This window comes from Domibacillus sp. DTU_2020_1001157_1_SI_ALB_TIR_016, assembly GCF_032341995.1.
Classification (GTDB): domain Bacteria; phylum Bacillota; class Bacilli; order Bacillales; family Domibacillaceae; genus Domibacillus; species Domibacillus indicus_A.
Genome location: NZ_CP135438.1, coordinates 665,879 through 678,003, shown reverse-complemented (window position 1 = coordinate 678,003; position 12,125 = coordinate 665,879). Strand labels below are relative to the sequence as shown.

The 12,125-nt window shown below is 38.6% G+C and carries 11 protein-coding genes; 3 read left to right on the top strand and 8 right to left on the bottom strand.

Going from position 1 to position 12,125, the window contains the following annotated elements:
* Nucleotides 1-1,067 precede the first annotated feature (1,067 nt).
* From RRU94_RS03205 to RRU94_RS03190, 4 genes are all read right to left on the bottom strand, one after another.
* Nucleotides 1,068-1,313, bottom strand: a complete 246-nt coding sequence (locus tag RRU94_RS03205) for a hypothetical protein (protein ID WP_315691786.1) — start codon at nucleotides 1,311-1,313, stop codon at nucleotides 1,068-1,070.
* A gap of 24 nt (nucleotides 1,314-1,337) precedes the next feature.
* Nucleotides 1,338-1,529 carry a hypothetical protein gene (locus RRU94_RS03200; RefSeq protein ID WP_315691785.1) on the bottom strand — a complete coding sequence of 64 codons (192 nt, stop codon included), beginning with the start codon at nucleotides 1,527-1,529 and terminating at the stop codon, nucleotides 1,338-1,340.
* A 272-nt stretch (nucleotides 1,530-1,801) separates the two neighbouring features.
* Nucleotides 1,802-2,440, bottom strand: coding sequence for a deoxynucleoside kinase (locus RRU94_RS03195; RefSeq protein ID WP_315691784.1), 639 nt, complete (start codon nucleotides 2,438-2,440; stop codon nucleotides 1,802-1,804).
* 245 nt (nucleotides 2,441-2,685) lie between these two features.
* The gene (locus RRU94_RS03190) at nucleotides 2,686-3,513 is read right to left on the bottom strand and encodes a pentapeptide repeat-containing protein (RefSeq protein WP_315691783.1); all 828 of its coding nucleotides are present in this window, start codon (nucleotides 3,511-3,513) and stop codon (nucleotides 2,686-2,688) included.
* A 206-nt stretch (nucleotides 3,514-3,719) separates the two neighbouring features.
* Here RRU94_RS03190 and RRU94_RS03185 point away from each other — a divergent pair, with 206 nt between their 5' ends.
* Nucleotides 3,720-3,881, top strand: a complete 162-nt coding sequence (locus RRU94_RS03185; protein WP_315691782.1) for a hypothetical protein — start codon at nucleotides 3,720-3,722, stop codon at nucleotides 3,879-3,881.
* A 48-nt stretch (nucleotides 3,882-3,929) separates the two neighbouring features.
* On the opposite strand, the gene RRU94_RS03180 is transcribed toward RRU94_RS03185, so the two are convergent.
* The 3 genes from RRU94_RS03180 to RRU94_RS03170 form a co-directional block, all read right to left on the bottom strand.
* Nucleotides 3,930-4,766: a 6-carboxytetrahydropterin synthase gene (locus RRU94_RS03180; RefSeq protein WP_315691781.1), complete on the bottom strand. Its 837-nt coding sequence runs from the start codon at nucleotides 4,764-4,766 to the stop codon at nucleotides 3,930-3,932.
* Nucleotides 4,767-4,878: 112 nt separating this feature from the next.
* A complete protein-coding gene (locus tag RRU94_RS03175) occupies nucleotides 4,879-7,428 on the bottom strand; it encodes an EAL domain-containing protein (RefSeq protein ID WP_315691780.1) in 2,550 nt (849 codons plus the stop codon).
* 58 nt (nucleotides 7,429-7,486) lie between these two features.
* Complete coding sequence (locus tag RRU94_RS03170; RefSeq protein WP_315691779.1) at nucleotides 7,487-8,167, bottom strand: SDR family oxidoreductase; 681 nt, start codon at nucleotides 8,165-8,167, stop codon at nucleotides 7,487-7,489.
* A gap of 1,079 nt (nucleotides 8,168-9,246) precedes the next feature.
* Here RRU94_RS03170 and RRU94_RS03165 point away from each other — a divergent pair.
* Both RRU94_RS03165 and RRU94_RS03160 read left to right on the top strand, forming a co-directional pair.
* Nucleotides 9,247-9,522: a YqhV family protein gene (locus RRU94_RS03165; RefSeq protein ID WP_242237263.1), complete on the top strand. Its 276-nt coding sequence runs from the start codon at nucleotides 9,247-9,249 to the stop codon at nucleotides 9,520-9,522.
* A gap of 224 nt (nucleotides 9,523-9,746) precedes the next feature.
* Nucleotides 9,747-11,108: an amino acid permease gene (locus RRU94_RS03160; protein WP_315691778.1), complete on the top strand. Its 1,362-nt coding sequence runs from the start codon at nucleotides 9,747-9,749 to the stop codon at nucleotides 11,106-11,108.
* On the opposite strand, the gene RRU94_RS03155 is transcribed toward RRU94_RS03160, so the two are convergent.
* Nucleotides 11,105-11,731 (bottom strand): LysE family transporter, encoded by a 627-nt coding sequence (locus RRU94_RS03155; protein ID WP_315691777.1) that lies wholly within the window; start codon nucleotides 11,729-11,731, stop codon nucleotides 11,105-11,107. The genes RRU94_RS03160 and RRU94_RS03155 overlap by 4 nt on opposite strands.
* Nucleotides 11,732-12,125 lie beyond the last annotated feature (394 nt).

Here is a 12,125-nt window from a genome sequence, read left to right as displayed (position 1 = left end):
TATAAAACGTTTTAAAACAGTCCATACTGTTTGCATAAAGCAGTCCTACTCTTCTTGAGCTTATATCTCCGTTAATCCTGCACAGCCAGAGCTTTCTCTGGCTGTTTTTTTGAGCACATTTTTCATTGGAGATACCGTTCCTCCGGCTGCATTGGATAACGATGCGTATATAACCAATAGCTGGTTTGCTGCCGACCTCACTTTCGAGCTATTATTGGGGCAGTTGTTCCTTTTGTTAAACATTTTTTCTAAAAAATCACAAATAATGGTTTAATATTCTTTAAGTTGGGTATATAATTAATTCACCAATGAAAGCACTTACATAAGAGGAGGTTGTTTTAGCATGCTGCCAATTGAGCTTTTTGGATGGATTTTATCCGTACTTTTAACAGTTAGTTTTGTTTTTTCATTAGTGTTTATATCAAAAAAGCCTGCGTTGCTTTCGAAATCCGACTATTATTCTTTGCAAAAGAATCCACAGCATATAAGTAGAAAAGGTAAACGAGTCTACTAAAGCGCTTTCAGCGCTTTTTATTTTGTCATTTCTCCCAAGAAACACGTCACGATCTCGCATTTCACTTGTAAGATGTTTTGCCTTGTTTAAAATGGGGTACTTAACATTCGATCTATTTGATTAGGCTTACTATCCTGGGGGTTCATTCACTATGTTATCTATAGAACTTTTTATATTTATTGTATTAGTCATTTTAGAAATCAGCCTGTTTTTTTTATTAGGCTCTATCATAAAAAAACTAAACTTATTTTCAGAATCAGAATCGAAACCTTCACAGAAGGTGAAACAAACGTTTGATTGGAAGAACAAACTGTCTTCTTAAAGCACTTTTTGTGCTTTTTTTTTGTTCCTTTTTAAAGAAAACTCTACAGCTCCTTTTTTAGTCAATGGGCCGCCATGTTAGTGCCCTCCTCTTGCTCTAAAATACCGCTAGCAGCAAACGTTTTTATGGTTTCTATAAACTAAAAAAGCATTTGTCTTCTAATGGAATGCAGCTTCACGTTCATACTTTAATCATGGGTCTGCATATAAAAAAAGCCACTCAAATGAGTGACTATTGTAAAACGTTGAGCCAATACAGCCCGATGCCTAAACCAACAGCTGTAATGACAAAATTGATGATTTTGCCCGGTACTCGAAGTACTTTTAAAATGAGCCCGACCACGATCATGGAAATAATAATCATTGAGAATAAGATGACTATTTTTAATGCCATTCCGTTGGCACTATTATTTAATATTGAAAAACCAAGTTCCATTTCTTCACTCCTTTTTCTTTCATCATACAATGATTCGGGCAAAGAAAAAAGCACCCTGCCGGATGCTTAAACTTCATTTGTGTCTATTACTTTAAATTTGTCTTCGGTTATAAAGGTTTTCTTACTTAACGCTTCATTCACCAGTTCACCTGTATCATCGCTTGGACCTGGATTAATCTCCACTACTTCATGCTGCTCCGGACTGGTTGGCATGCCGTTCGGGCCCAGACGATAGTATGTTACTTTGACTTTCATCATATCTCACTCCTTCTTCCCTCGCGTCAAAAAGGCTTTATTTTACCCTTCCCGTCTGCAAGTGACTTTCGGGGAAGTAAAAAAAAGAATACGTTTTAAGTGTTGCCTATCCCATTCGAGATTATCCAAACTCTAAACGCCGCCATCGCGGCATGCTCCATTAAAAGTCAGTATTTCCTTTGTGAGTGCTGTAATAAGAGCGATGGAACCGAACTAACAGTTGTTTACCTATGCGGTATACAGTGCTTCGCTATGGGTGTTGACAGTGGTCCGATTTAAGCTTCCGCTATTTTCATGCTGAAATATTGAATATCTTTTAAAGCTTTCCCAATCAGGCCTAGTACACTTTCCTTATCCTCCTCGTTGTTTGCAAAATCCAAATGATTTACACAAAGCAGGATCTTAGGCGAGTATTGATATCCTTGATACCAGGCTTCATATTTTTCATTCAGCCGCTCCCAGTACTGCATCTCGACTTTGCTTTCCAGCCCTCGTCCACGATGGTCAATCCGTTCTTTTGCCCTTTCTGTGTCACACTGGAGATAGATCAGCAGGTCAGGCGCTCTTGTCGTTTCAACAATAGCGGCAAGGAGTTTTTCATATATCCGATACTCCTCCGGTGTCATGCTGCCGTCTTCACTTAAAAGCTTAGCGAATATCTGATCCCCGAAAATAGAACGATCCAGAACACCACATCTTTGTTCAGAAATGTGTTTGATCATCTGCCAGCGCTCCGTCGCAAAATGAATCTGCGTTGTGAAAGACCAGCGGGAGCGTTCTCCATAAAAACGATCGAGCAATTTCTCTGTATCTGGATTTCCCAACTCTTCAAAAACAGAAATGTGAAAATGATCGCTGATCAAGTGAGATAGTGTTGATTTACCTGCCCCAACTGTTCCCTCTACTACTATCATGAGGTTTCCTTCTCCTTTATCATTTGTTTTTATTTGAGCAGTAATCGCGTTCTTACATAGTTTTTGACAATTCGTTTGTACGTTCCATTCCTCCAATTTTGATGGAGAAACAACTTTGTCTCTCTTGCTTAACATCAATATATCCTTTTTCCTTTCTGTTCAATCCGCCATCAAACCTTGTAATCAAATGAGCCCCTTCTGTTTGAAGGGGCTCGCTTTTTGTATTAGCGTCTTTTCTGTACTATTTAAAGCCAGTGGTCCGGCTTGCGTACAGAAGCAGGCAGTTTCGTATACCGGTCGCCTTTAGCCGCATTCACCTGTGCCTGCGTTAAAAAAATGCTTCCCGTAAGATTCGCTCCTCTTAAATCAGCATCTCTGAAGTCAGCACCGATCAAGTCGGTCAGTCTCATGTCTGCTCCCCTCAAATCAGCTGCAATAAAAAGCGCTCCTCTTAAATCAGCGCCTTTTAAATCAGCTTCTTTTAATTTGGCACCAAAGAAATCTTTTCTGCCCGCTGCTTTCGATTTCTTTTTAGACCGGACCTGTGACCGCACGTATGCACTTGAACGCAAAAGAAGCTCATTCACCCTAGCTCTGTGAACTGGTACGTCAAGCTTTAAAATCGCCTGGGGGCTTAGCTGTGTAAGAGCCTCTACATCGCGGGCTGCTTCCTGCAGTTCCTGGTGAATCGGCGCTGTTTCTTTCCATTCAAGCGCTTCTTCTACATAACAAAGCATTTCATGGAGCTGCTGCATAATAGGGAACACATCGAACATTTCTTTTGCAGAAGCAGGATGCTCCCGCCAGCTTGCCCCTTTGTATGTAACCTGCGATACTTTCTGTCCTGCCCCAAAGCACTCATATACAGCGCAGCCGCGGAATCCTTTTTGTCTAAGGTTTTGATGAATCCCACAATAAAAATCTGCCATTAAATTTTGGCATGGGGTGCCGCCCTCTTTGTTCATTGCAAAATCAGCTGATTTTGCATAAGGCAGCGCCACACAGCAAAGGCCAAAACAATGTTCACAATCGGCACGCAGATGGCTCTTTTTATTTGCTAGTTGACTAGACAATCTATACACTTCCTTTAATTATAAACTGCTTACAGATTCTTCATTTATTTGTATGATCATGGAAAAGTATACCGAGCCTTCTTTTAAAAAACAAATTCTTCTTTGCATGCGAACGCGTAAATTCTTCCATTCTTGCTTTTTTGTTTATTCTTCGGGAGACGGGGAATAGTACGAGAGTAAACTTATTACAAAGGAGAGTGCATACCATGGCAACAAACAAAGCAATGATGACAACACTGGCGCTTGGAGCAGCTTATCTTCTTCGAAACGAAAAATCACGGACGAAAATTATGAATCAATTTAAAGCAATGGGCGGCAGCTCAAAAAGCAAAACAGCCGAACAGCAGAAATCACTGACGCTTGGATAAACAAAAACATGGATCCTTTTCTGGATCCATGTTTTTTCTTGTTCATCTTTAGTAAATATTGTTTTTTACTTTTTTTTCCGGACCATGGTATTCAAAATAATTTTTTGCAGTCTCCCAAAGTCCTATTTTGGACAAACTTGGCAGAGACGGCTGAAGCAGTTCCCAAAAAACAACCGTCATAACCTCGGCAGTTGGATTTAACCCTCTGAATTCTTCTGTATCCAAATTGAGATGCTTGTGATCAAATTTCTGAAGAATTTTCTGATCAACAATTTCATCGAGCTCTGCTAAATTGATGATCATCCCTGTTACAGGATCAGCTTCTCCCTCCACCGTTACTTCAAGAATATAGTTATGGCCATGTCCATGAGGGTTATTACATTTCCCAAAAATCATTTTATTTTCCTCATCGGATAGCTGATCACTGTGTAATCTATGCGCAGCCGAAAAGTGAAATTTTCTCGTTAATTGAATCATTGACTTTTCCTCCTTTTGAGAAAACAAAAATGGATTTTCATGTAGTTTTATACTTTGGAGTTCACACTCATCAAACTTTCCACGTAGTTCATTCCACAGATAAGACACAATATTTTCTGTTGTAGGAATTTGCTCTTTAAAAAAAGAATGCTCCCGATTGAGGAATTTCCCATCTAATTCTTCTAAAACTACCCCTTTAACGATACGGTCAATATCTGTAATGTTCACAACAATTCCTGATTTAGGATTAAGGTTTCCTTTTACAGTAACTTCTAACGTGTAATCATGGCCATGGCCATTGGGGTTATTGCACAGTCCAAAAACTTCTTTATTTTTCTTCTCATCCCAAGCGGGAACATGATAACTATGAGCTGCTGAAAATTCTACTTTTCTTGTTAGCAAAATCAAAGTTTCCCCCTCCTTCGTTCGATCTATTCATTTAAGCACTGAATCTCACTAATTTTATTACCTTTCCTTTTATTGGATAGGGAAATTATTTTCTTATCCTATCTTTTAAAAATCACTTATGTGTGTTATTGATTTTCATAAATGCCACTTCTTGAATTTCTTTAAATCTCTTGTTAAACTCCTCAACTGACAAAGGCTTACTAAATAAGTATCCCTGTACCTCATGGCATTCTTGTTGCTGGAGGAATTTAAGCTGTTCATCTGTCTCTATCCCTTCTGCAATAACCTTAACATGTAAATTATGACCCATAGCTATAATGGTTGTAATAAGTTTAGTATCCACAGAAGCATCTTCTATATCGTTCGCAAAAGATTTGTCGATCTTTAAGGTATGGAACGGAAACTTATTCAGGTAGCTTAACGAAGAGTACCCTGTCCCAAAATCATCTATCGCAATTTTCACACCTAAATTTTTCAAAGCATGGAGCTTATCAATTACATATTGTTCGTTGTACATGGCAATGCCTTCCGTAATTTCAATCTCCAAATACTTTGGATCCAGGTCCGTTTCATCCAATACTTCTTTCACAAGATCAACTAAGTTAGCTTGTTGAAACTGCTGAGGAGAAAGATTCACGGATATACCTATTTCATGCAGTCCAGATTTCTGCCATTCTCGAGTTTGTTTACAAGCAGTACGCAGCACCCATTCCCCAATCGGCGCGATTAAACCCGTTTCTTCAGCTAACGGAATAAATTCTAAAGGAGAAATCATTCCTATTTGCGGATGAGGCCATCGAATCAGAGCTTCATTTCCCGTTATGACCCCTGTTTTCAAGTCAACCTTAGGCTGGTAGAACAAAGTAAATTCATCTCGCTCTAATGCCTGGCGCATGCCTTTTTCCAAAAATGCTCTCTTTTGAATAAGATCATTCATATCATGTGTATAGAACTGATAATTATTTCTTCCATTTTCTTTGGCACGGTACATAGCCATATCAGCATGTTTAATGAGATTCTCTATATTATTGCTATCTAGCGGATACATGCTTATTCCTATACTTGACGTAATAAATAGTTCATTGCCTTCGTAAATAAAAGGTTTCTCTAATTTTTTCTGGATAGCTTGTACAAGTTTGTTTGCTGTTTCACGATTCGTATTAGGCAGAAGCAAAAGAAATTCATCTCCCCCTATACGCGACATAATTTCACCTTCTTTGAGAAGAGATGATATGCGTTTTGTAACAGCCTTTATCACATAATCACCGGCGGAATGACCGAGCGTATCATTGATAAATTTGAATCTATCCAGATCAAGAAATAATAATGTAATAGGATTTTTATTATATAAGCCAGCTAGTTCTGATGCTTTTTCATGAAATAGCCGCGTATTAGGAAGCCCTGTCAAAAAGTCATAATAAGCATAGTACTGTATTTCTTCGTTTTTTTTCTTAAGCTCATCCGTATAATTTAACAGATTAGATGACATAATGTTGACTTGGTTCGAAAGTGAGCCTAATTCATCACGACGCTTAATAAATACCTGCTCTCCAAAATTTCCTTTTGCAATTTCATCCACTTTTAACAGGATTTGATTGATGGGTCTAACAATGTACCCTGCTAAAAGATAACTCACAATCAGGACAAACACTAAAACAATAATAGAAATAACCAAATTATTCAGCAACTGCCTGTTTAATACATCTTCAATCACCTTATAATCTGTCACGATTCCAATGACATATGGATTGTTAGAATCAACAGGCACAAAACTTTTCAACACTTTTTTATGATCAACCGTACTCTGAAAACTAACTAGTTTACCCGTTCTTATAGCTTCACTAACAGCCGAAGCATCGGCTTTTTTCTCTTGGTATCGATACTCTCCGAATTGAATATCCCTGTTTTTTAGTTCAACAACTTTTTTTCCATCCCAATCCGTATAAACAGGAGGCAGACCAAACGTGTCCGGATTAAATCCAGTTATACCTAACAAATTGTTATTATTGCTTAAGGTTTTATCAACAATTGCATCAGGACCCATTTGATTATTCGCATCAATAATTTGATTATCTCTTACATAAGGGTTAATAATATAATTAGTCGTCCCATCATAATAATATCCCCATTTATCAACATGATCCGGGTTAGATGCCGAAACGTTTACAGGACCTGACCAGTAGTTAGGTAGCTTTTGTCCTTCTGAAATTGTAACGTTGTGATTATCAAATAATTGTTGAAATGCGGTATACCAATAACCCCAGTTCTTCGTGCTTAAATTCCTTTCATGCGGATCCGAAGATTTTACTCCACTGATATCGTCACCTTTTTTTATCAATAAAGTAATATGAGATACATCTAATTTTTTGCTAAGCTCTACAAGTTGTTCATTCGTCACTTTATTAATATCGGGGTCTAGTGCATCCTTTGCTGCAATGGCTGCAATGCGAAGCTTTTCCCCTATTTGATCCTCTAAAGTCTCTACTCCATATTCTGAATGTTTAATCGCTATACTAATTTCCTCAACCAAGACTTCCATCTGCTTTTCTTGATCTTTTATTAATAGGTCCCTTGTATAGTAGTAGAATAAGATATTATTAAAGATTAATATAAACGTTACAATGCTAGAAAATATAAGGGAAAGTTTCTTTTTTAAGGACAAAAAATCACCTCCAATTTTATCCGTATAAAACTAAGAAGTTTTTAAAACCACTTGTGGACTACAGCACACCCTTTGGTGGGGTTAATGTTATTTCATCCATTCTAACGTGAAGAGGGGTCATAGCAACAAATGATATAACGCGTGCCACATCATGAGCCTGCAGCATATCTTCAGAAGAGAACCCTTCAATATCTTTCCAAATATCCGTATAGGTTGCACCTAGCTGAATATTAGTCGTAAAAATATGATGTTTGTACCATTCTTCTGCTAAAACATTCCCCAAACCACTTACTGCTTGCTTTGAGGCTGTATACACGGATTGCGTAGGGAGACTTCTTTTAGTCATGAAAGAGCTAATATTAATAATACGTCCACCTCTTTTTTTCAATAGCGGGAATGCATTTTGAGTGCAATGAAACATACCAAAAACATTGGTTCGAAAGACATCTTCCCATTCTTTGGAATTAAATTCTTCAAACGCTTTAAACTCACCAATTCCGGCATTATTCACTAATACATCTAAAGTGCCATGCTGCTCACTAATGAGTGTAAATAAATCTTGTATTTCTTTTTCATTGAGAACATTCACTTGCACAGGCACCAAGTTTTCTATGTTGACCGCTGCACTTTTTTCACGTGTTGTAGCATAGGTGATAAACCCTTTATCTATAAGGTCAAGGCTAATTGCCTTACCTATGCCTTTTAAACCGCCTATAACCACGGCTACCTTTTTTTTCATTGTTATGCCTCTTTTCACTTAAATATTTTATAAAAACATCCATAAATTCCAATTAACAAGTAATGATTTAAAATCGAAACGGCAGCTATTTTCCTCAGTTTGTGTATGAACGATATGAGACATGATCCAATTTAAAGAGTTTGCAACGCTGAGCTTTACCCGTATTCTTTAAGGAAATAGTGACTCCTTCAAGAAAACCTTTCGATCCAAATACGTTATCTGATATGGCTTTAAGATAACGCCCTTCTTTTTGTGATCTTCGGCTGTCCATTCAGTTCTTTTTTAAAGAGAGAGAAAACCTATCCTAAACTAAAGGACCATTGAAACAAATCATGTCAAATTTTCTTTATACCTTTTATTTATGAACGCGTTCATCATATGCAAATTATTACTGTAAAATAAACATTTTCCATAGATGTTTCTGATTGAAGTTTCATAATAGATTCACTTTTTTCCTCAAATATCTAAATATCGATACAGATAAATACAACTTATCATTTTTATTTAATATATGGAAAATTTTGTAATAAAAATACAATTTTCCCCTACAAAGAATTGAGTTTACAGCTCTTTAATTATTCGACAAAAACCGCTTATTTGAAGTATAACAGATTCAAAAGTCTTAGTACTATAGCAAATGATTTAGACATTTTAATTATCGGCTTATTGTCACCCTCCTTAAAGAAAAAGAGCTAAGCAACGATCCTTATTTCTTTTTTATTTGTTTGTACTTTTCTATAAAAATCTCCATTCCGCATATCTAAAGCAGTTCACAGCATCCCCCTGTAACAGATCTGTACACACACTGTATTTATCCAAACTTCCATTCGTACTTTTATCTTCTAAGCATTATATATATATTATTATAATCCACCTTGTCCAATCCGTATAATCCTCCAGGGATCCTTGCTTGGAATTGATTTATTGTTTTTATTTTGTTCTCTTTAACAATTCAGAGCTAGTCCTCTTTTTATCTGCATACATATAAAGAAACGGGATAATCGATTTGGCCGGCTTGATTCATCTATAGAAAGAACAGACATGAAAAAGATGCAGGTAGAAGAGGTGGTGAAAACAAAGTGATTGTAGTGATTGAAAAAGCCCTGCTGCTTATGATTACCTTGCGACTTATATCTGGAAGTATTGAAGTGACCGCTGCGCTTTTAATGCTGAAATTCAACAGCTTAGAAAAAGCCTTCTACATCAATAGCATGCTTGCCCTGGTAGGACCGGTTGTATTGATCGTTACAACAGCCATTGGCCTGTATGGAATGGCGGGAAAAATGCCGTTAACGAAAAGCATTGGGCTTGTGTGCGGAATTGTGCTTATTTTGTACAGCCTGCGATCCAGATAAAAAAGGACAAGCTCTATTGAAAAGAAAAGCCGATTCGGTTTTTCTTTTTGTTTTGCCCTGATTTCAGCTTTTCATATAGGATTTTCTTTTTGCATGGGTTTCATGCAGTGTACATAAAGAACCGCCCTTTTGCCAGAGGGAAGCCGATCCAGTTTTCCCACTCCCTTTTTTACATAAATGGCCCTTTTCGTGAGAATTTATTTCTATGGGGAGGTTATGTGTAAATGGAACAAAAAACGTGCGGCGGCAGTAAAGATAATGAAAAGCTGGCCTGGTGGCAGCTCTCTCTTATTGGAGTGGGCTGTATTATTGGCACCGGTTTTTTCCTCGGGTCCAGTATCGCCATTCAAATGACGGGTCCTTCCGTTGTTTTTGCTTTTATCCTGGCTTCATGCGGAACGTATATTGTCTTTGAGGCGCTGGCGAAAATGTCCGCTAAAGATCCGCAAAAAGGATCGTTTCGGTCATATGCCAAAAAAGCTTACGGACGATGGGCCGGATTTAGCAGCGGCTGGGTGTACTGGTGCTCTGAAATGCTGATTATCGGCAGCCAGTTAACGGCCATTTCTCTTTTATCAAAATTTTGGTTTCCGCAAATCCCGTTATGGATGTTTGCTTCTGTTTTTGCTGTCTGCGGGCTTTTGGTGCTTTTTATTGGAACAAAAGCGTTCGGCAAACTCGAAACCGTTTTTGCGGTGATGAAAGTAGCTGCTATTTTTATGTTTATCGTAATCGCTGTCCTGGCTTTGACCGGGGTGATTAACGGTGATCCAAAAGCAGGAGTGCCGCGCTCTGTAAACGGCTTTTTTCCAAATGGCGGGATTGGGTTCTGGAGCTCTCTTTTATTTGCTTTTTACGCGCATGGAGGCATCGAAGTAATGGGTGTCATGGCCATTAATCTGCGCAACAAAGAAGATGCACCGAAATCAGGAAAAGTTATGCTCGGCATTTTAGGGATCATTTATGTAACAGCTCTTTCGCTCGCTCTGCTGCTCATTCCATGGACTGCATTTCAGCCGGATAAAAGCCCGTTTGCGATGGCTTTGCTGAGCTATCATCTCGACTTTTTTCCTCATGTATTTAACGCAGCCATTATTATTGCCGGATTTTCAACCATGTCGGCTTCTTTGTTTTCCGTTACGACCATTCTCCTTACCCTGTCTGAAGAAGGAGATGCGCCGGCTATTTTCAGCAAACAAACAAAAAAGAAACGAAAAGTTCCGCTGCCGGCTGTGGCATTGACATCGGTCGGCTTGATTTTATCTATTGTTTCTTCTTTGTTATTGCCCAAAAATGTGTATGAATATGTAACGACCGCAGCCGGATTGATGCTGCTTTACAATTGGTTTTTTCTTTTAACGCTGTACCACCGGCTGATCGAGCCGACTGCTGGAGATAAAGTAAAAAGAGTGATCGGCATGATTCTTGTTTTTGCTGCCGTCAGCGGTACTCTTTTTCACCAGACAAGCCGGCCGGGATTTTTTATCAGCTTAGCTTTCATTACCGTAATTGCGGTGGTGGTACTCATCCTTCGAAAAAAATGGAAAAAAGAAGAAGCCCACCAGCACAGTGGGCAAACAAGCTAAAACAAGACTTTGTAGGCTTCCAGGCCAAAGTAAATACCAAAGCCAATCATGGAGAGAGAAGAAACAACAGAAATCCCTTTTAAAACCCCGGTAGATAAAAATCGCCGGGCACCGCTTGAAAGAAAAGCCATCGTCAGGTCCCAGGTTAAAATGCCGGATATGACGGCCATACTGTACAGCAGAATTTGATTTTGTGTAGAAGATTCTGCTGCTTCAGCAAGAATGGATCCATAAATACCAAGCCAGAATAAAATCGTAAGCGGGTTCAAAAGAGACATAAAAAAGCCGGAAAACAGTGACCTCCTCAAAGGGATATTTCTGCCAAACCGCATGTCCAGCTCAATTTTATGAAGCGTCAACAGGTTTTCAATACCGGTATATGTTAAAACAAAGCAGCCAAACAGCCAGAGAAGCGTTTTAATAAACGGCAGCTCGATTACATGAGCTACTCCTACATACACCATCACCATATAAATCGTATCAGCAGTCAATGCGCCGATTCCAAAAATCCATGCATGAAAAAATCCATTTTTAATACCCGTGTCTAATTGTGCCGCATTTACTGGTCCGACTGGTGCCGCCAAAGACAGGCCTAAAAACATGTATGTAAAAATTGAGTTCATCGCGCAGCCCCCTGAAAAATATTGTCTTTGCATCATATTCAGAAGAAAGGGCTTGTACGCCTAAAGAAAGGAGAATTTATCGTACATAAACGTTATTTTGTTCTGATCTACTTATCCGTGCATTTGTGCTATCTGGCCGCATGCCAGATAACAGACTCCAAAACAGCTGCCACTACGGAATTTCAGCATCTTGTTTCGGCAACGAACGGTGTGGCTCTAATCGTTGATCAAAAACAAGCTGAATCCCCTGCTAACAAAACGGTTATCACGATTGTAAATGAAAGCGGGAATCGGCTTACCCATAGCAAACACTTCGCCCTCGAAAAATATATAGACGGCGTATGGTATCCCTCGTTAAATTTTTTGGTGAATGGATGGATTCAAAGCCAACGGT

Excerpts from the sequence above, each read along its gene's own strand:
- RRU94_RS03200 (WP_315691785.1), bottom strand. The coding sequence starts at position 1,529 with ATGATGAAAGTCAAAGTAACATACTATCGTCTGGGCCCGAACGGCATG.
- RRU94_RS03195 (WP_315691784.1), bottom strand. The coding sequence starts at position 2,440 with ATGATAGTAGTAGAGGGAACAGTTGGGGCAGGTAAATCAACACTATCT.
- RRU94_RS03185 (WP_315691782.1), top strand. The coding sequence starts at position 3,720 with ATGGCAACAAACAAAGCAATGATGACAACACTGGCGCTTGGAGCAGCT.
- RRU94_RS03170 (WP_315691779.1), bottom strand. The coding sequence starts at position 8,167 with ATGAAAAAAAAGGTAGCCGTGGTTATAGGCGGTTTAAAAGGCATAGGT.
- RRU94_RS03160 (WP_315691778.1), top strand. The coding sequence starts at position 9,747 with ATGGAACAAAAAACGTGCGGCGGCAGTAAAGATAATGAAAAGCTGGCC.
- RRU94_RS03155 (WP_315691777.1), bottom strand. The coding sequence starts at position 11,731 with ATGAACTCAATTTTTACATACATGTTTTTAGGCCTGTCTTTGGCGGCA.